This window comes from Sphingobacteriales bacterium (assembly GCA_016711285.1).
Taxonomy (GTDB): Bacteria; Bacteroidota; Bacteroidia; order Chitinophagales; family UBA2359; genus JADJTG01.
In genome coordinates, this window is sequence record JADJTG010000013.1 from 477103 (window position 1) to 496981 (window position 19879).

Below are 19879 nucleotides of genomic sequence, written 5' to 3' on the forward strand. Positions count from 1 at the left end.
AGCAGTAAAATAATCCTTAATTTTGTTATAAAATACTACAAAGGCAAGCAAAAAGAACAAAACACAGTTCTTTTTTATCCATTTTTGTAAATTAATACCTATATTTTATAATATTTTGAATTAAAAAAATGATTATTATTGAAGATAAAATTATCAGCGATGCTGTTATAGAGGAGGAATTTGTATGCAACTTACAGGCTTGCAAAGGAGTATGCTGTGTAGAAGGCGATGGCGGCGCACCCTTAGCAGAATCAGAAGTTGCCATTTTAGATGATATATATTCCATAGTGTCGCCATATCTGACGGAAGCGGGCAGGGCAGTTATTGCCGAGCAAGGACGCTATGTACCCAACGAAGAGGGCGGATTTTCAACGCCGCTTATCAACGGTGGAGCTTGTGCTTATTTGCGTTTTGACGAAGCGGGTATTGCCAAATGCCAAATAGAAAAAGCCTGGGAAGACGGAAAAATTGATTTCAAAAAACCCATCTCCTGCCATCTATACCCCATTCGCGCCACCCGCTACGATCGTTTTGTTGCGCTCAATTATTTCGAATGGGATATTTGCGACCCTGCTTGTGTATTGGGAAAAGCCCTCAAAGTACCGGTGTATCGTTTTTTGAAAGAGCCGCTTATCAGAGCCTACGGCGAAGATTTTTACGCTCAACTTGAAGGAGCTGCTGCCACACATTACGCCCGACATCAAAATAATCATTCATCATCAAGTGATACAAATCTTTGAACAATTTATTTTAATTTATATCCTCAAATAAAATTTTTAACGAATTTCAACCATGCTACAACGTATTCAAACGGTTTATTTTTTCTTGGCAGGATTATGCGGGCTTTTATTTCAGTATTTTCCGACAGTAGAAATCAATGATATTGCTCAAAAACCGGCATTTAATCCTATTATGGCGGGTATAGGGGCACTTATTTCAATCGCTTGTTTTTTGATTATTTTTTTGTTTAAAAAACGACCTCTTCAAGCCACACTTGCTTTGATAAATGGTATTGCTATCATCGGATTGATAGTTTTTGTTGGAATGACAGAATATTCAGATGGTGATTTTATTCCGCAATTAGGTGCTTTATTTCCGCCTTTGATGTTTTTGTTTAACAGCTTAGGCATACGAGGTGTGCGTAGCGACGAAAAATTGGTGCGCTCTATGGATAGGTTGCGTTAAAAATGATTTTTTTTATTTTTTTCTTGAATAAAATTATGAATGATACAATAAAAAAAATGCTTTTGAAGTTGTTTGCGCTAAGTGTACTGCTTGTTTTATTGTCGCCAAGCGTATTAGCTCAAACTTTTAAGGCAGGATTGATTGCCGGAGCTAATTTTACCCAAATAGACGGTGACGACAACAGTGGTTACCGCAAAATAGGGCTTAATACCGGCATCTTTGCAGAGTTGCCTTGGAGCGAGCGTTGGAGTACCACCATCGAAATTTTATATGCTCAACGCGGCAGTGCCAGTGCTTTCAACGCCAACCGCTACGCCGACGATTTCAAATTGGTGCTGGATTATGTAGAGATTCCTTTTATTGTAAAATATCACGATGTAAATCGAATGAATTTCGGCGCGGGATTAAGCGCTGCCCGCTTGCTGCGTACCAAGCAGTTCAACGGAGGCATAGAAAGCGACACCTATTTTACCCAAAACCCACCCAATAAATGGGACTTCAGCGGATTAATAGAGATACAATACCCTTTATCCACACGTTTTTTGGTTAATTTGCGTATGGCATACTCTATTGTATCTTTTCAGAAAAACATATTCAGCAACAATCAACAGCGCATCGTAGGGCAATATCACAAAACTATTGCTTTGCGTTTTTTGTATAAATTAAGCGGCATTACCGAAAAACACCACTAATTAATACTTTGCTTTGGAAGAACGTCCCTCGCGTCTGTAACTCAAATAAGAAAGCACCAATACGGTACTGAATACCAAAGAGGCAACAACTATTTCTTGCATAATCAGGTTAGGTGAAGGTTTAATGAATAAAAAAAACAAAATATCATCAACGCAATAAGTTTTTACAAAATGGTACTTGCAATACTTACAAATATATAGTAATTAATTAATTACGCAAATTTATAATGATTTATTTGTCGTTTTATTTACAATTTTAATCAAAAATTTACATTTTTTAACAATAAAAATGTAAAAAACGAACAAAATCACCTTAATTAATTCGAGTTTTGATAAGTTTTTTGTACATTGCATCTGTTGTTGATACAGCGTGCTGATATACAGCAAAAAAAACAAGAACGTTCATATTTTTAATTTATTTATCTTATACCTAAAAATATTTTCATGAAAAAGTTAGTTTACACACTTGCTTTCTTATTAACAAGCACTTTTATTTGCGCACAGGAAGCGGCAATGGATTTTACGAAAACAGATTGTGACGGCAATAACCATACCTTATTTAGCGAATTAGATGCCGGAAAAGTGGTAGTATTGGATTTTGTGATGATGAATTGCACACCTTGCATCACTGCTACCAAAGCATTGGATAATTTATTGGAAACTTATGCCATATCTCACCCCAATCGTGTGGAAATATACAGTATCGGCTATCTAGATAACTATACCTGCCAACAGATGAAAAATTGGCGTACCGATAATAATTTTGAACACGAAGTATTTACCGAAGGGGCTGAAATGGTGGCTTACTATGGTGGTATGGGTATGCCCACTATCGTTATTGTAGCCAAAGATACTCACGAAGTATTGTACAAAACCATCGGCTATTCGCCTTCGGATAATACCGACATTTTGGCTGCCATCAACGAAGGACTTACTTACTCGCCAGTGGGTATCGAAACATTTATAAATTCTGTTGTTGTTACTCCCAATCCTTTTGAAAACACTTTATCTGTCAGTGCCGACAGCCCCATAAAAAAAATACAAATCAGCGACATAAATGGCAAAGTTGTATTGGAACAAATTTTTGACGATGCGTCTGTTCAGGTACAAGTATCAACCACAGACTTACAAAACGGTTTGTATTTATTGCAGTATGAAGATGTGTCGGGCAAAACAGCTTTGAAAAAAGTATTTAAACAATAAAATAAAACGAGACAGATGATGAAGAGGAAAAGTAGAAATAATCGCTTCAGTATTGCAATGCTATGTTTGTTGCTGGCAGCTTGTCAAAAAGAAGATGACCAGCAGCCTATTTATGATCCTACAGCCTTACAAGTAGATTATCCGCAGTGGATTCGTATTTATTTAGATGAAATACCCATTCCTGCCGATAACCCGCTTACCGAAGAAGGGGTGGCGTTGGGCAGAATGTTGTTTTACGAAAAAAATCTTTCAGCTGATGGCACGCAGTCTTGTGCTACCTGCCATCGGCAAGAAAATGCTTTCTCGGATCCGGAGCGTTTTAGCAAAGGCATTGACGGCTCTTTGGGTACGCGCAACGCAATGGCTATCATCAATTTAGGGTGGTCGGAGAAAATGTTTTGGGACGGTCGCCGCAATACGCTCGAAGAGCAAGCCCACGACCCCGTTGTGAATCCGATAGAAATGAAAAATAAAAACTGGGTAGGTGTGCTGCAACGACTTCAAAACGACAGCAAATACCCCAAATTGTTTTTTGAAGCCTTCGGCACTTTTCAGATTGACAGCACCCACGTTACCAAAGCCATCGCTCAATTTGAACGCACTTTAATATCCTTTAATTCCCGCTTTGACCACTACTATTTTGAAGGAGACACTACGGTATTCAATGAACAGGAAAAACGCGGCTTGGAGGTTTTTTTGCATAGTGGAGAATGTAACCATTGCCACAGTGATGCCTTGCTCACCGATAATTTCTTTAGAAACAACGGATTAGACGAAGCCCCCACCGACTTGGGTATGGGAAGTATAACAAATGGAAGTGCTACCGACAACGGAAAATTTAAAGTAACGACCCTGCGCAACATCGCACAAACTGCACCCTATATGCACGACGGGCGTTTTGCTACCCTCGAAGAAACGGTTGAACATTATAACAGTGGGATTAAAATGAACTCGCCGAATATAGATGAGTCTGTTCCTTTGGCAGATGGCGGCGGCGACCTGCTCACCGCAGAGCAAAAAGCCGATTTACTCGCATTTTTGCAAACACTCACTGACGAAAGTTTTTTGAATAATCCGAATTTTAGTGACCCCAACTAATTTTTATGTCAATATAATTATGAAAATATTTTATATATGGATTTTGTTGCTGCCTCTATATGGGTGGGCACAAAATAAAACCGTACAAGTACAATTTGACCATTTGGTGGGTAAAAGTGTACTTTCTTTGAATAATGGTGTATATAGCAATGCTGCCGGACAAAAAATGAACATCACCCGCGCACAATTTTATTTGTCGGGTTTTGAAATAACCACCAAAGACGGTTCTTCCGTTGCTTTTCCTGATACTTACTTGCTCGTTAATGCTGCTGATTACGACAAAGTATATGATATTGGCGAAGTACCTACTGCTACAGAGGCAGCTCGTTTGCGCCTGCAAGTCGGCGTTGATGCCGTTGCCAACCACAGCGACCCTTCTTCGTATCCTTCCACACACGCCTTAGCCAACCAAGAACCCTCCATGCATTGGGGCTGGACGGCGGGGTATCGCTTTTTGGTAATAGAAGGAAAAATAGATACCGATGGCGACCAAATACCCGAAACTGTTTTTCAATACCACACCGTAGGCGATGAATATCTCACGCCCCTTACAATTGATTCCTACGGAAAAGACGAAAACAATACTTTGCTTTTCAAATTAAAAGCAGATTATGCCGCTTTGCTGAAAAACATTGATTTTTCTTCATCAGCTAATTATATCATACATGGCGGCGGCGAAACTATTGATTTATTGATGAGCAGTTTTCAGGCAAATGATGCTATTGATTTAGAAGAACGGACTTTTGCAGTAGGTTCAAAAGTAAATTTTGCGGAAAACGCAGCCACTATTTATGATATTCAGAAAGAAGTAAAATTAGTAAATTTAACCACCAAACCTTTGAGTTTGCTTTGGCAAATTGTAGAAACACAAATGCCGGAAGGTTGGGTACAATCCATGTGCGATACCGAAGGCTGCTGGAATATTAACGTTACTGAGCACAATTTCACTTTGGGCATAGAAACTTTGCCTACGGATAGGCTCAATATGCACTTTTATCCCTATAACCAAGCCGGAACAGGCACAACACTCGTAAAAATAACCAATACCATCAGTGGCGAAGCTATTTTTGTGCGCTGGACTGCTACTGCCACCGCACCGGTAGGCATCAGTACCGTTGAACAAAATATCCATATTTCGTGTGTGCCGCAGCCTGCGCGCGAAACCGCCACTTTATTTTATACTTTTCCTTCCGAAATACAAACTCTTTGTATTTATAATCTTTTAGGACAAACTGTTTTTCAACAAAAAATACAACAAACACAAGGCAGCATTACACTGAGCCAATTAGAAACAGGTTGGTATCAGGCTGTTTTTTATGATGCTCAAGGAAAAGCAATCGGTCGTTGCCCCATTAGTGTTGCAAAATAAATACATACAAAAATATTTATAAAAATGTATGTAAATTTGCCGTTTTAAGCATTTTTTGATGAAAAGAGTTTACAAAAATATCATTGAAGCCATCGGCAACACGCCGCTTATTCAACTCAACCGCATCACGGCGGGCATTGCTTGTCCGGTATATGCCAAAGTTGAATATTTTAATCCGGGCAACAGTATCAAAGACCGTATCGCCCTCAATTTGATAGAAGATGCCGAGCGCAAAGGTTTGTTGCAGCCAGGTGGCACTATTGTAGAATGTACCAGTGGCAATACAGGAATGGGCTTGGCGTTGGTAGCTTTGCAAAGAGGCTACAAATGCGTATTTACGATGGCGGATAAAATGAGCAAAGAGAAAATAGATATTTTGCGGGCAATGGGGGCGGAGGTATTTGTATGCCCCACCGATGTTCCCGCCGAAGACCCACGCTCCTATTATTCTGTTGCTGCCCGCATTGCCCAAGAGCGCAACGGCTGGAATCCTGACCAATACAACAATTTATCCAACCGCGAAGCACATTATAAAAGCACTGGTCCCGAGCTGTGGGAACAAACCGAAGGAAAAATAACGCATTTGTTCGTATCTACGGGCACGGGCGGTACATTGGTGGGTACGGGGCAGTATTTAAAAGAAAAAAATCCGAATATCAAAATTATCGGCGTTGATCCGCAAGGCTCTATCCTGAAACATTGGTTTGATACCGGCGACATAGATGTATCTTTGGCAAAAGTATATGCCGTAGAAGGTATGGGCGAAGATTTTTTGCCCGACAACTACGACCGCCGCTACATTGATGCAATGGAAACCGTACAAGACAAGGAATCGCTGTTGATGTGTCGCCGCTTGGCTCGCGAAGAGGGTTTGTTCTGCGGAACTTCTTCAGGAGCAGCTATGCAGGGTACGATGCAGTTGAGCCATACCTTTAAGCCCGATGATTTGGTAGTCGTAATTTTTCACGACCACGGCAGTCGCTATGTGGGCAAAGTGTATAATGACGACTGGATGAAAGAAAAAGGATTTATGTAAAAAAATACAGCGCAAATGGGACAATAATTATTGAGTATTGCCCCATTTGCAAAAACCTTTCAACAGAATTTCCCAATCTTTTTCCGGCGAATAATCTTTGGCATATAAAAAATTGAGTCGCGCAATGGTATTGCCGTTGAGTTGTTGCTGATGTTGTTGAGGCAGCGCATCTAAAGGGCTGAGTACGCTCGGTTTCAGTTTGGGCAAAGCAGTAATGTTTAGCCCTGTGGCATATCCCACCCACGTTTTGCTGCCGATGAGCGTTTGGCGACAATTTCGCAGCCAAGCCCACCGTTGCGGCACTATCCAAATTAATAAAGGCGACAGCAAAAGCATCACCACCGATACGGATATATCAAAGAGGCGTTTGCTGCGCCGAGCTTGGTTTATTAGCATTTGAATATCAATGGCATACAAATCGCCGGCAGAATTTTTTGAATTGCTGCCGATAATGCTGCTGCTGTCGCGTGGAACAATTTTGTAGTTGTAGCGATTGCCCAGCAGCAACATATTTTCAATAATTTTTTGTGATGATATATCGCGGGCACAAAAGATGATGTCGTCTATTTGATAAATTTCCGCACATTCTTTCAACTGCTCTATTTCGCCCAATATCTTTTCTTCATCTTGCAAAGCATTGAAATCTTCGTCATTTTTTTCACTGATAATCCAACCCAAAAAATTGATATTGACAGCACTTTCGTTGAGCAATGCCAATACCCTTTTGCCTTCGGATATGCTGCCTGCGATGGCGAGACGCGGCGGCGCGCTTTCGTCGAAATTAAAATTTTTGTGGCGCACAAAATGTAGCACCGCCCTCCACAAAGGCAGCAGCAGCAAAGCCCAAGCCGCCCCCAACAATATCATCGCCCTCGAAAAACGATAGCGCATATCCAAAAAACCATAGACCGCCGAAATGAGCAAAGTACCCACAAAAATACCTCGTACTATTTTGTATGAACGTTGGTGGCGGGTGTCGTAGCCGCCGCTAAAATATATACTCGCTATCCAAAGTGCAATGTATAGCGGCACATTGAAATACATATATTCGGGTGCATACTTTACATTATCAATGAATTTTACATTTTTTTCCCAAAACTCTTTAATCAAATACAGTCCGCCCAACAAAATGCCGCCATCTATCCACATTTCCCAAGTGCGCGACACAAAACCAATCAACAAACTCAGCAGCGCACGCAAATAAATACCCAATTTTATGAACACAATATACAGCCGCGCCTGCTGCTTGGATAAGTGCTTTTGGGCAAAAATAATCATCGCCTGATAAAAAATGCGCACATAATTCAGGCTTCCTTTTTTGGTACTTTCGCCTTTGTAGTGAATAATGCGTGTGTCGGCTAAATAATAATTTTTATAACCTCCTTTCAAAATGCGATAGGAAAGGTCTATATCTTCGCCGTACATAAAAAAGGTATCGTCCAATACGCCTACTTTATCAATGGCTGTTTTGCGCAGCAGCATAAAAGCCCCCGATAATATTTCTATTTCGTGGTTTTCGTGTTCGTTCAGGTGCCCCAGATAATAGCGGTTGAAAAGCGGTGAGCGCGGAAATAAGGTAGATAAGCCGGTAAGTTTGCAAAAAGCCACCCAGGGTGTGGGCAAGCCGCGTTTGCTTTCAGGCAAAAAATTGCCTTTTCCGTCTAACATTTTCACACCCAAAGCTCCGATGTCGGGGCGGTTTTCCATTGTTTGTACGCATTTGATAAAAGTATCTTCTTCCACCAGCGTATCAGGATTGAGCAATAAAATATAATCGCCTTGTGCTATGGCAATTCCTTGATTATTGGCTGCCGAAAACCCTACATTTTTGTTGTTGGCGATGAGTACAATATGTGGAAAACGCTTGCTTATCCACGCCACACTTCCATCTGCCGAATGGTTGTCCACAACAATTATCTCTGTTTGCCAGTGTTGGGTGCGCTCCATCGCCGCTGCCGCTTGCTGCACCGACAAGAGGCTTTGTTCTAGAAAATATTTTACATTATAATTTACAATGATAACGGATAGTTTCATCTGCGGCAATTTGTGATATGTACCGAAGGGCAAAGGTAGCGATTTTTAGTGCGTTGTGTAATTTTTAGCGTTCAAGATTATTAATGATAAAAAAACGAGACGTATTTTCTCGTTGAAAGAAAATGCATCTCGTTTTTTGCAGTCAGCTACAACTTACCCTGTGTTTAGTCAATATCGTAACCTTTCTTTTAAAAAATCAAACTATAACGGATAAGGCACTGTGATGAGGTTAATTTTTTACGAATTTAAAATATTGCACGGCATTTTTTTCATTGCTTTGCTGCTGTGGTTCAAGGCGGACAAAGTAAGTGCCGCTTGCCAAGTGTGCAATGTTGATATGCAGGTTATTCAGAGTTTGGGGCGCATATCGCGCTATTTCCACTCCTTTCAAATCAATGATACTTGTGCCAACGAGTGCGGCAGCCGTTGCAGGTGTTGAAACAAAGCGCAACTCATCGCGGCTCGGATTGGGATACAACAGGGCGGCAAGGTTTGCAAAGTCCTTGTCTGCGATGCCTGTGTTGTAGTCGCGGTCGCCGGTGGCAAACCAGTAGGCCATTTGGCTTCACCAACCAACACGCTTGCATCGCCGGTAGAGTTGATTTTATTGGATTGTATGGCAATTTGTGCTACTACTTCTTTTCCGTTGTTGTCCAATGACGTAAATACCATTTTTTGATCATCAATAGAATAGGAAGGATAACCCAAAACCTGATTTTGGAAAATAGTGCCTATATCGCCGGTTTCGGTATTCACTGCCATTACAGCCGTTGAGCTTTCAGAAAAATAATCAAATCCCAATATATTCGGCGATGTTTTTGCGAGCGCAGGGTTGCCGATGCTCACACCTTCGGGCAAGTTACTGAAAATAGGCAATATGTTACCATCTCCGAAATTATTGGTGCTTTTATTCCATACACGCAATACACCCAAATCCCAATAATTTTTACTGTTAGTGCCACCAATCTCATTATAGCTGTCAAAATACACATATTCGCCGCTATAATCCCATTCCAAAGCATCGGCGTATTGTACAGAGTTCAGATTAACGCCGCTACCTGTGGTTGGGTTGTATAAGTCGTATTTTTTCCAGCTTTCCTGCCCGAAATCATACACCCAGATTTCAGGTACTGCTTGCTTTGGAATACACGCCAATTTGCTGCCATCTTTTGATATGGCTACATTATCCCAATAAGCATCGCTCGTGAGGGCAAAAGTTTGTGCCGGATCTTCGGTGAGGTCAGTAGTATAAATATTGTTGTTACTTCCTACAAATACAATATATGCGCCATCATCGGTTACAGAGGGTTTGCGGTTGGGAACAATGGTAGTAAGCGGAACAAAATTGCTGCCTACGGTGCTGCTCAGATACAAAGTATTGTTGTCGGTAGGAGTAGTATTGATGAGCAAAATAAATTCGTCACCCGGATTTTCTTCGAGTATAGGGTCGGTGTTGGTGGGCGTACCATCGCTGATACCGACTGCATCGAAGGCTTGTTTGGCTTTTTGTACTTCGTTGGAAGTAGCTCCATACAAATCTGTGGCGGCTTTTATGATGGCAATGCGCAAATCAACAAACTTCGACGATTTGGTAAGATATTGTTTCATAGCTCTGAAATACACTTTTTCGGCGGTGGTTTTGCTTACAACGCTGGCAAAATTGTAAAATGCTTTGTTTGGAATACCACTGTTGACGTGTACACCTCCGTTATCTTGGCTGCCGCTATATATTTCACTCATTTTATCGGGCTGCCAGCCATTGCTGCCCAAACCTGTGCCTCCGTTGTGCGGATTTTGTAAATCGCGCAGACAACCCGAAGGAAACACAGAAGTTTTTACAACATCTTCGCCCATTTTCCAGTCATCGCTGTCTATCATCGCCCCGAAAACATCTGCCAAGTGCTCATTAATCGCCCCGGACTGATTTTGATATATCAGATTTGCTGTACTTTGGATTACACCGTGCGTCATTTCGTGCCCTGCCACATCTAATCCTTTAGCCAAAGGCTTAAAAGCAGTAGCTCCATTGCCGTAAAACATATAAGAGCCGTTCCAGAAAGCATTATCCAAACCACCTCCATCATCATCTGCCACATTAATAAAAGATACCAAATCGCCGCCATTGCCGTCCACCGATTTCCAAGTGTGCTTACTCAAATAATAGTCATAAGCCACACTCGCATTATAGTGCGCCGATACTTCGGTGGGTGTCCAACCATTGGCGGTGGTAGAGGTACAATCGCCGTAATTCGGGTTATTGGTTGTAGAATTATTAAAATCCAGTGTAACAATAGAGCCTTGTCCTTCTTGCGGCAAAGAAGTAGTGCCGCCGGTGTACATAGATTTGGAAGTGTCGTAGAGATAATAAGTGCTGCCGCTTTTAAAAATTTTTATGCTGCGCGATACGCCGTTGAGGTCGGGGGCAGTGCCTGTATCGGGTCCCAAAGCGCAAGTATGATTATAAGTATTGAGTACCTCGCCTGTGTGGGCATCAATAAAATATTCCCAACGCTCTATAAAATTCGGAAATACGGTCAAGTGCCACGCCAAACGCATATCATTTCCTTGCTCGTCAAGCGGATAAATGAGGAGTTGGGCTTGATGAACTTCTTGTAAATATGGTGGAAAATCGGTATTTTCTTTATTGTAGTCGGCTACGGTTGTTTTTTTCTCCAACTCCGACAAAGCAAAAGCCAAGGCACTTTCTTTCGTAAGCGAAGGTATGGTGCTTGTTACAGTGGCGGGTGTAGGCAGGCTGCGTCCATTTAATACCACTTCTCCGTCAGGTGAAATGTGAACGGCTACCTCTGCCCCAAAAATTTCCAATCCTGCAAATTGTTGCTGTGCCTTAAAATGAAACATACCCAATTCGTCGGCGGCATCATTACCGCGCAACTGCCACTCTTGGTCGGCATCGTTGATTTGCAAAACTGTTGCCGTTTTTTGTAAAAATTGCCGTGCTGCCGTTTCTGCCGTGCTTTTGTTCAATGAATTGCTTTTTGCCAAAGCACTTTTGCCCTCCAGCAGAATAGGGCGTTGAGTGGAGGGATCGGCGATACCGCTTTGCAGCAACAAAGCAGGAGCATCTACAGAAGGAGCTGTCAAGGTGATGCCGCTCGCCAATGTTGCTGCGGGGGTGGCAGTTGCCGGAGTTGCCCGCTGTGCCAGATATGCCGATAATTGTGTGTGTGGCAGCAGTTCCGCCGGTTCATTGCGCTGCTGTTGGGCGGCAGGGGTTGTATTTTTTAATTTTGATACAAATGAGCTTTGAGCTTGTATGTTTGCTATACAACCATACAGACACAATGCAAGTGTTAAAGTATATTTTATCATTATTCAGGTTGTTTTTTTTTACTGTTGTACATAAATGTGTGTGTGTTTTTATAAAAACTACCGTTTTTTGCTAAAAAGTATCAATAAAACGTTCAAACAATAAAATTATTGCTTGGGTTGTTGCGTGGCTGTCATCAGCGGGCGACTTGCTTTTATAAGAGTATCCAAAAAAGGCTTTAAGCTCACCGGCATAATATATTTATCATCGCCCCACATACTTTGAGTAAGTGTATCTTCGGGTTGTGCTTTGTAGCCGATAAATCCATATACATTGCCCGGGTGGTTGAATTGCAAAGAATCAATATTGATTTTATTCAGTTGTTTAAAAAAATACTTTCGTGTCTGTTTAGGCAATTTACCGACAAAAAGCGTATCAGCCTGCAATTTTTCCTGATAAAAAAACTGTCCGTTTTCCAACAGAAAATAAGTTGCTCCATTGCCCGCAAAACCGCCGCCTTTTCCCCATTGCAGTTGCTTGCCTTTGGTATAGGTGGCGGGAGTATATTTTTTGTTGCAGGCATTAGACAATAACAAAACGGCTAAGGAAAACACAATAATTTTTTGGAGTTGCATGGTGCGTGATGATAAAACGTTGAAATAATGTATATATGTTTTGTCGGCAAGATGAAAAAAAAACGGGTATCGGGAGGTTTGAATGAGATAAAATTAACACCATTGTATAATACACATACAAGGTTATTTTTTTTATGATCGTTATATTTTTTACAAAAATACAAAACATCAGGCTTTATTTTTAAGTTCAATTTTTATTGATATAAGAAATTTGTCTGTTTTTTAAACCACAGAAGATAAGTTTTTTTATTTCATCAAAAAAATAATGTAAATTTGCGGCGTATTTCCAACAAGAAGGGGACAAATTCTGTCCCCTTCTTCTTTTTTAATAGTCTCAATATAATTATTACACAGTGTATTTATGAAAACAGAGCAGCGTATCACCGATGCCCTTGCACAGCGTTTGGCGAATACGGACAAATTTTTGGTAGAAGTGAAAAGCAGCGGCAGAAAAATTCAGGTATTTTTGGATAGTGATACCTTTGTGAGCATTGATGATTGTGCCGACATCAGCCGTTTTTTGGAGCAAATCCTCGAAACAGAGCGTTTAGTGCCTGAAAATTACGTTTTGGAAGTGTCATCGGCAGGCGCAGATATGCCACTTCGTTTGGCACGTCAGTTTCAAAAACACATCGGACAAGCGGTAGAAGTACTGTTGAACGATGGTATAAAAATTGAGGGTTTGCTTATTGGCAGCGAAGAAGACAGTTTTGAAGTAGAAGTATTGTCGCCACCCTCCAAGAAAAAAAAGCCTGCTCCTATTAATGAACCTGCTGTTCGTTTATTTCGTTTTAATGATATAAAGAGTATTAAACGCAAGTTGGTATTTTGACAAAAAAACAGTGACAATAAAATAAACAGACCGATTTTAATCACTACTATATATTTATATATATTCTATAAAAAATAATTTTTTAAAGACGACTTATGAGCAACTCCATATTAATTGAATCGTTCAGCGACTTTAAAGATAATAAAAATATCAATCGCCCGACCATGATACGGGTAATTGAAGATGTGTTCCGCACTATTTTGCGCCGCAAATACGGCAGCGATGAAAATTTTGACATCATTGTCAATACTGACAAAGGCGACCTTGAAATTTGGCGGCGGCGCACCATTGTAGCCAACGGAGCAGTAGAAGACACGAACACCGAAATTGCTTTGAGCGAAGCCCGCAAAATAGAAGCCGACTACGAAGTAGGCGAAGAAGCCTACGAATCCATCAACATTTTGGATTTCGGTCGCCGCTCTATCCTCACTGCCCGCCAAACGCTCATTTCGCGCATCAACGAAGTAGAAAAAGACGAACTCTACAAAAAATACAGCGAGCGCATCGGCGAGTTGGTAACAGCCGAAGTATATCAGGTATGGAAAAAAGAACTGTTGCTTTTAGACGACGACAAAAACGAACTCATTTTGCCCAAAGACCAAATGATAAAAAGCGATTTTTATAAAAAAGGAGATGCCGTAAAAGCCGTAGTTCAAAAGGTAGATTTGCGCAACAATGCACCCATTATTCGTTTGTCGCGCACCGACAATGCTTTTTTGTCAAAGCTCTTGGAACAAGAAGTACCCGAAATATTTGACGGCATCATTCAGATAAAACGCATTGCACGGCTTCCGGGCGAACGCGCCAAAGTAGCCGTAGAATCTTATGATGAACGCATAGACCCCGTAGGTGCTTGCGTAGGTATGAAAGGCACACGTATTCACGGCATTGTACGCGAACTGCGCAACGAAAATATAGATGTTATCAACTACACCAATAATCTCAATCTTTTTGTGCAGCGTTGTTTGGCTCCTGCCAAAATCAATTCAATGTTTGTAAATGAAGATAAAAAGAAAATAGGCGTATATCTCGACCCCGAACAAGTATCTTTGGCTATCGGAAAAGGCGGAGCCAACATAAAATTAGCCATCAAACTCACCGGCTACGATATTGATGTGTTCAGAGATGTTGATGAAGAAGATGAATATGATATTGAATTAGATGAATTTTCTGACGAAATAGAACAATGGGTCATTGATGCTTTGAAAAAAATAGGCTTGGACACTGCCCGCAGCGTATTGGAGCAAAGTTCGGCAGATTTAGCACGCCGCGCCGACCTTGAAGAAGAAACCGTTGAAGATGTACTGCGCATTTTGAAAGCAGAGTTTGACAACGAAGATACAGCACCCAATCATCCGGAGGCTTAATTGCCATAAAAAAACAGGATTTTTTGAACAAAGAATAAATTTTAAAACCTTGCCCAATAAGTTCTGTGATATTTTTGCTTAATTTTGACCTTTATTTTAATTAAATATCAAAAAAACTAAATATAATGCGCTTTTTAGCCATATTTTATCATTTTTTGTAAAAAGTGCGATCTTTTTATATAGCAATTAGATAATTTTTCACTTACAACAAGAAAAAAAGTAAACCTTCGGGCTGTATTATACCCATCAAGGGCAGATTTTTTTCGTATTTTTTATTGAAAACCGGTTCATGTTAGAAAACACGGTACGATTAGCAAAAGCAGCCTCCCAATTAGGGGTAGGCACCGATACTATTGCGGAATTTCTTCGCAAAAAAGGCTTGGTTGAAAATCCATCGCCTACTACCAAAATCACGCCCGAAGTATATGAATTGCTCCAAAAAGAATTCAAAACTTCTGCCGATTTGAAAGAACGCGCCGATAAACTGAGTATCGGCACTAAAAAACGCGAGCGTCTTGAATTAGATGAACACGGGCATGTACACGCTGTCATCGCCGAAGAAGCACTTCGTAAAAACGCTGAAAAATCAAAGGAATTATCGGAAGATATTTTATCGGCGAAAGAAACACTTGAAGAATTGTTGCCAACAGAACAACAACCTGCCCCAGCAGCGGTAGTAGATTCAAAGGATAATGAACCCGAAATACCTGCAATTGTAGAGCAAAAAGAAACAGAAATTTCGCTGCCAAAAGAAGAAATTGCAGAGCAGCAACCTGAAAAACAGCAACCTGAAAATATACCCACGCCCATAGTTTCGGAAACTGTTATACCGGAAGCAGAAACACATACAACTCACGCTTCAGTAGAAACAACAGGCACACCACCACAGCCTGTTGCAGAAGTGTCGGAACAAAAAACTGTCGTTGAGCCACAACCCGAAATAGAGATACAACAACCGGAAAAAACAGTCGCAGCACAGGAAGAAACACCCGAAACTAAAACTGACGCGTCTGATTCCTCTTTCAAAGTTGTCGGAAAAATAGATTTGAGCCAATTTGATCGCACTCCAAAAGGCAATGCACCAAAACAGCAACCACCACAACAAGACAACAGAAAAGAAAACCGTAAAAACGAACCCAAACACGAACCCAAAAAAGAAACACCAAAACAACAACAGCACGAACCGCGTCCGCAGCAGCATACACCACCTGCTAAACACACACACACCAACACACCTGTCAAAGAAACAGTAAAACCGGCAACAGAAACTCCCCCCGTTTCTACACCTCCCCCCATATTGCCTAAAATTAAAAAAGAGGATGAAATACAATTTATTGAAACCCAAAAAGTTACATTGACCGGTCCTAAAGTTATCGGAAAAATAGAATTGCCCGATAAGAACTCAAAATTTGAACAAGATAACGATAAATCGCGCAAACGCAAACGCAAACGAGTAAAAAAAGCGGTAGATGTAGAAAACAAACCTAACACTCCCAATAGCAATACTCCCAATAATAATACTAACAACAACAATAACAACCGAAGCAATCAAAGCGGCGGCTCTCGCGACAACAATAACAATAACAATCGCAGCGGCAATGCGCCCGACCGTTCACGTCCGTCTGGCGGCGGCGGTACACATCAACCTGCTTCGCAATCAGGACACCAACGCCAATCATCTCCTTCTAATCAAAATACCCTTCCCAACAAAAGGGAAACACACCACCACCTGCACAAAAACACAAAAAGAAAGGAGGAAAAGACCGAAAAAGTACAGCGACCGGAGTTTCCGGCAAAGAAGTACAAGATAATATCCGCTCCACGATGGCAAAAATGGGCGGAGGCACTAAAAAGAACCTGCGCTCCAAAATACGCCGCGACAAACGCGACTTAAGAGCCGCCGCCGAATCCGATGCAGAAATGCCCGATAATTTGTTGCAAGTAACCGAGTTTATCACCGTAAGCGAATTAGCTTCGCTGATGGAGGTAGCACCGGCACAAATTATTTCTATGTGCATGAAACAAGGCTCTTTCGTATCCATTAACCAGCGTTTAGATGCCGAAATGATAGAATACATCTGTTTGGAATTCGGATATGATGTAGAATTTATAGGTGCAACCGAACAAGAAAATGACGAAGAGGAACAGATAGATGCCCCCGAAGATTTAGAAGGAAGACCACCTATCGTTACAATTATGGGTCACGTTGATCATGGTAAAACCTCTTTGCTCGACTATATCCGCAACAGTAATGTAGTAGCAGGCGAAATGGGAGGCATCACCCAGCATATCGGAGCTTATGAAGTAACAACATCCTCCGGCAAAAGTATCACTTTCTTGGATACTCCCGGTCACGAAGCATTTACGGCGATGCGGGCACGCGGTGCTAAAGTTACCGACATTGCCATTATCGTTATCGCTGCCGATGATGCCATTATGCCACAAACGCGCGAAGCCATCAGCCACGCACAAGCTGCTGGCGTACCCATGATTTTTGCCATAAATAAAATAGATAAAGACGGAGCAAACTCTACCAAAATAAAAGAGCAACTCGCCGCTATGAATTTATTGGTAGAAGATTGGGGCGGAAAATATCAAAGTCAGGAAATATCAGCCAAAAAAGGATTAAATATTGATGCTTTATTAGAAAAAGTCCTCCTCGAAGCCGAGCTTCTCGAACTCAAAGCCAATCCAAATCGCACGGCGGTGGGTTCAGTGATTGAGGCTTCTTTGGATAAAGGGCGCGGCTATGTAACCACAGTGCTGGTACAAACCGGTACACTCCACGTAGGCGATATTGTACTCGCCGGAACAAATTGGGGGCGTATCAAAGCCATGTTCAACGAGCGCGGTAATAAATTAAAAGAAGCAGGACCCTCAGCTCCTGTACTGATTTTAGGCTTGAACGGTGCACCCCAAGCCGGAGAGCGTTTGCGCGTATTTGAAGATGAGCAGGAAGCCAAAGCCTTGGCTTCCAAACGCGAGCAACTAATTCGTGAACAAGGGCTGCGTACCAAAAAACACATCACCCTCGACGAAATTGGTCGCCGCCGCGCTTTGGGCAACTTCAAAGAACTCAACATCATTGTTAAAGGAGACTTCGACGGTTCAGTGGAAGCCCTATCCGACTCTTTGCTCAAATTATCTACCCCCGAAATTCAACTCAATATCATACACAAATCAGTGGGTCAGATTTCCGAGTCAGATGTATTGCTCGCTTCTGCTTCCGATGCCATCATTGTAGGTTTCCAAGTACGCCCTTCGTCCAATGCGCGTAAAATGGCAGAAAACGAAAACATAGACCTGCGCCTGTACTCTATCATCTACGATGCCATAGAAGAAATCAAAAAAGCGATGGAAGGCATGTTAGAGCCGGATATTGAAGAAAAATTTGTATGCAATGTAGAAGTGCGCGAAGTATTTAAAGTAAGCAATGTGGGTACGGTAGCAGGTTGTTTTGTACAGGAAGGAAAAGTACAACGCAATACAAAAGTGCGCTTGGTACGCGAAGGTATTGTAGTTTATACCGGCGAAATAGAAACCCTCAAACGCTTTAAAGATGATGCCAAAGAAGTAATTGCCGGTATGGAATGTGGTATTGCACTCAAAAATTTCAACGACATCAAAACGGGTGATTTTATTGAGGGCTACGAAGAAATACAAATCAAACGCAAACTTTAAAAATCATATTAAAATACATTTACGCAAAACTTCATTTTTGATGTAAATGAGCAATTTTTAACCATAATGACGATGGTATTTTGCAGCGTGTTTTGCTGATGTATTGTGAGGCATAGATAATTTTCATGATTTACTACAAAACAGAAGAAGAAATAGAGCTGATGCGCAACAGCAGTCAGCTGGTATCAAAAACATTGGCAGAAGTTGCCAAACATATTCAGGAAGGTATTCCTACGCTGGACTTAGATACACTTGCCGAAACATTCATCAGAGACCATGGAGCCGAGCCCGGTTTTAAAGGTTATCACGGGTTTCCTTACAGTTTATGTATCTCTGTAAATGATGCAGTTGTACATGGTTTTCCGAGTCGGCAGCCCCTTCAGGCGGGCGACATTGTGTCGGTGGATTGCGGCGTAAAATGGAACGGCTACTACGGCGATTCGGCATATACTTTTGCAGTAGGCGACATTCGTCCCGAGCATCAACAATTGCTTCAAATCACGAAAGAATCGCTCTATAAAGGCATAGAACAAGCCGTAGCGGGCAAACAAATCGGCGATATTTCGGCTGCCGTACAGCAGCACACCGAAAAGCTAACATGGCTATGGAGTAGTGCGCAAATTAGTGGGACACGGTTTAGGGCGCAATTTGCACGAAAGCCCCGAAGTACCCAACTACGGCAAAGCTGGCAAAGGCTTGCGGCTCAAAAAAGGTCTCGTCATTGCCATTGAACCGATGATTAATTTAGGCACTGCCGATGTGTATCAGGATAAAGACGGCTGGACAATTCGCACCAAAGACGGAAAAGTGTCGGCACACTTCGAACACAGCATCGCCATCGCCAACGGAAACGCCGATATACTGTCAAGATTTGATATAATAGAAAATTCTATAAAAAGCAATAAAAATTTATTTTTTATTTAAAATAAATTTGTATCTTTGCGCTCTAATTTTGCTAAATGGGAAAACAAGACGTAATCAAGCAGGACGGCATCGTGGTAGAGGCACTCGGAAACGCGCAGTTTCGCGTGCGTCTTGAAAATGGTCATGAGATTATCTCTCACATTGCCGGAAAAATGCGTTTACATTACATTCGTATTCTCCCGGGCGATAAAGTGGCGATAGAAATGTCGCCCTACGACCTGACAAAAGGCAGAATCACCTATCGTTATAAATAACGAAAAAAAGGGTACATAAATTAGTTGTACCGCTATTTTATTGAGTAGTGTATAGAAAAAACATTACACAATATATACTTTTTTGTTTTTTTTATTAAAAATTTTTAGAAAAAAATATAACACCAGCAAGGTTATGAAAGTAAGACCGGCAATTAAAAAAAGAACAGCTGATTGCAAAATCGTAAGAAGAAAAGGAAAGCTGTACGTTATCAACAAGAAAAATCCTAAATACAAACAAAGACAAGGATAATTCTTGTTGTTTTTTATTTTTTATTAAATACTCATTCAGCAGAATTAT

The 19879-nt window shown here is 41.3% G+C and carries 15 protein-coding genes and 2 pseudogenes; 13 read left to right on the top strand and 4 right to left on the bottom strand.

The features are described from left to right. Window positions 1-128 precede the first annotated feature (128 nt). From IPL35_11455 to IPL35_11485, 7 genes are all read left to right on the top strand, one after another. Window positions 129-740 (top strand): DUF3109 family protein, encoded by a 612-nt coding sequence (locus tag IPL35_11455; GenBank protein MBK8443979.1) that lies wholly within the window; start codon window positions 129-131, stop codon window positions 738-740. Between the two features lie 52 nt (window positions 741-792). Continuing rightward, a complete protein-coding gene (locus tag IPL35_11460; protein ID MBK8443980.1) occupies window positions 793-1185 on the top strand; it encodes a DUF4293 domain-containing protein in 393 nt (130 codons plus the stop codon). 56 nt (window positions 1186-1241) lie between these two features. Further along, complete coding sequence (locus tag IPL35_11465) at window positions 1242-1877, top strand: PorT family protein (GenBank protein ID MBK8443981.1); 636 nt, start codon at window positions 1242-1244, stop codon at window positions 1875-1877. Between the two features lie 444 nt (window positions 1878-2321). Further along, window positions 2322-3080, top strand: coding sequence for a T9SS type A sorting domain-containing protein (locus IPL35_11470; GenBank protein ID MBK8443982.1), 759 nt, complete (start codon window positions 2322-2324; stop codon window positions 3078-3080). A 15-nt stretch (window positions 3081-3095) separates the two neighbouring features. Then, entirely contained in the window at window positions 3096-4178 is a 1083-nt protein-coding gene (locus IPL35_11475; GenBank protein ID MBK8443983.1) for a cytochrome-c peroxidase, read from the top strand. Window positions 4179-4197: 19 nt separating this feature from the next. Further along, a complete protein-coding gene (locus IPL35_11480; protein ID MBK8443984.1) occupies window positions 4198-5547 on the top strand; it encodes a T9SS type A sorting domain-containing protein in 1350 nt (449 codons plus the stop codon). Window positions 5548-5605: 58 nt separating this feature from the next. Continuing rightward, complete coding sequence (locus IPL35_11485) at window positions 5606-6583, top strand: pyridoxal-phosphate dependent enzyme (protein MBK8443985.1); 978 nt, start codon at window positions 5606-5608, stop codon at window positions 6581-6583. A gap of 27 nt (window positions 6584-6610) precedes the next feature. On the opposite strand, the gene IPL35_11490 is transcribed toward IPL35_11485, so the two are convergent. The 4 genes from IPL35_11490 to IPL35_11505 all read right to left on the bottom strand — a co-directional run bounded on the left by IPL35_11490 (window position 6611) and on the right by IPL35_11505 (window position 12523). Further along, window positions 6611-8617, bottom strand: coding sequence for a glycosyltransferase (locus IPL35_11490; GenBank protein ID MBK8443986.1), 2007 nt, complete (start codon window positions 8615-8617; stop codon window positions 6611-6613). Between the two features lie 229 nt (window positions 8618-8846). Then, window positions 8847-9068: a T9SS type A sorting domain-containing protein gene (locus IPL35_11495; GenBank protein ID MBK8443987.1), complete on the bottom strand. Its 222-nt coding sequence runs from the start codon at window positions 9066-9068 to the stop codon at window positions 8847-8849. After that, window positions 9005-11950 carry a M4 family metallopeptidase gene (locus IPL35_11500; GenBank protein MBK8443988.1) on the bottom strand — a complete coding sequence of 982 codons (2946 nt, stop codon included), beginning with the start codon at window positions 11948-11950 and terminating at the stop codon, window positions 9005-9007. The genes IPL35_11495 and IPL35_11500 overlap by 64 nt, the downstream gene beginning before the upstream one ends. 105 nt (window positions 11951-12055) lie before the next feature. Beyond that, window positions 12056-12523: a hypothetical protein gene (locus IPL35_11505; protein ID MBK8443989.1), complete on the bottom strand. Its 468-nt coding sequence runs from the start codon at window positions 12521-12523 to the stop codon at window positions 12056-12058. A gap of 361 nt (window positions 12524-12884) precedes the next feature. Here IPL35_11505 and IPL35_11510 point away from each other — a divergent pair, with 361 nt between their 5' ends. From IPL35_11510 to rpmJ, 6 genes and pseudogenes are all read left to right on the top strand, one after another. Next, window positions 12885-13355: a ribosome maturation factor RimP gene (locus IPL35_11510; GenBank protein MBK8443990.1), complete on the top strand. Its 471-nt coding sequence runs from the start codon at window positions 12885-12887 to the stop codon at window positions 13353-13355. 95 nt (window positions 13356-13450) lie between these two features. After that, entirely contained in the window at window positions 13451-14722 is a 1272-nt protein-coding gene (gene nusA / locus IPL35_11515) for a transcription termination/antitermination protein NusA (protein MBK8443991.1), read from the top strand. Between the two features lie 289 nt (window positions 14723-15011). Then, a pseudogene (infB, locus tag IPL35_11520) lies at window positions 15012-18403 on the top strand (translation initiation factor IF-2). 125 nt (window positions 18404-18528) lie between these two features. Further along, window positions 18529-19327 (top strand): annotated as a pseudogene (gene map / locus IPL35_11525) (type I methionyl aminopeptidase). A 35-nt stretch (window positions 19328-19362) separates the two neighbouring features. Then, complete coding sequence (gene infA, locus IPL35_11530) at window positions 19363-19581, top strand: translation initiation factor IF-1 (GenBank protein ID MBK8443992.1); 219 nt, start codon at window positions 19363-19365, stop codon at window positions 19579-19581. Between the two features lie 133 nt (window positions 19582-19714). After that, window positions 19715-19831: a 50S ribosomal protein L36 gene (gene rpmJ, locus IPL35_11535; protein MBK8443993.1), complete on the top strand. Its 117-nt coding sequence runs from the start codon at window positions 19715-19717 to the stop codon at window positions 19829-19831. Window positions 19832-19879: the final 48 nt, after the last annotated feature.

Coding starts and splice junctions, on each gene's coding strand:
- IPL35_11455 (MBK8443979.1), top strand. CDS start 129: ATGATTATTATTGAAGATAAAATTATCAGCGATGCTGTTATAGAGGAG.
- IPL35_11460 (MBK8443980.1), top strand. CDS start 793: ATGCTACAACGTATTCAAACGGTTTATTTTTTCTTGGCAGGATTATGC.
- IPL35_11465 (MBK8443981.1), top strand. CDS start 1,242: ATGCTTTTGAAGTTGTTTGCGCTAAGTGTACTGCTTGTTTTATTGTCG.
- IPL35_11470 (MBK8443982.1), top strand. CDS start 2,322: ATGAAAAAGTTAGTTTACACACTTGCTTTCTTATTAACAAGCACTTTT.
- IPL35_11475 (MBK8443983.1), top strand. CDS start 3,096: ATGATGAAGAGGAAAAGTAGAAATAATCGCTTCAGTATTGCAATGCTA.
- IPL35_11480 (MBK8443984.1), top strand. CDS start 4,198: ATGAAAATATTTTATATATGGATTTTGTTGCTGCCTCTATATGGGTGG.
- IPL35_11485 (MBK8443985.1), top strand. CDS start 5,606: ATGAAAAGAGTTTACAAAAATATCATTGAAGCCATCGGCAACACGCCG.
- IPL35_11490 (MBK8443986.1), bottom strand. CDS start 8,617: ATGAAACTATCCGTTATCATTGTAAATTATAATGTAAAATATTTTCTA.
- IPL35_11500 (MBK8443988.1), bottom strand. CDS start 11,950: ATGATAAAATATACTTTAACACTTGCATTGTGTCTGTATGGTTGTATA.
- IPL35_11505 (MBK8443989.1), bottom strand. CDS start 12,523: ATGCAACTCCAAAAAATTATTGTGTTTTCCTTAGCCGTTTTGTTATTG.
- IPL35_11510 (MBK8443990.1), top strand. CDS start 12,885: ATGAAAACAGAGCAGCGTATCACCGATGCCCTTGCACAGCGTTTGGCG.
- nusA (MBK8443991.1), top strand. CDS start 13,451: ATGAGCAACTCCATATTAATTGAATCGTTCAGCGACTTTAAAGATAAT.
- infA (MBK8443992.1), top strand. CDS start 19,363: ATGGGAAAACAAGACGTAATCAAGCAGGACGGCATCGTGGTAGAGGCA.
- rpmJ (MBK8443993.1), top strand. CDS start 19,715: ATGAAAGTAAGACCGGCAATTAAAAAAAGAACAGCTGATTGCAAAATC.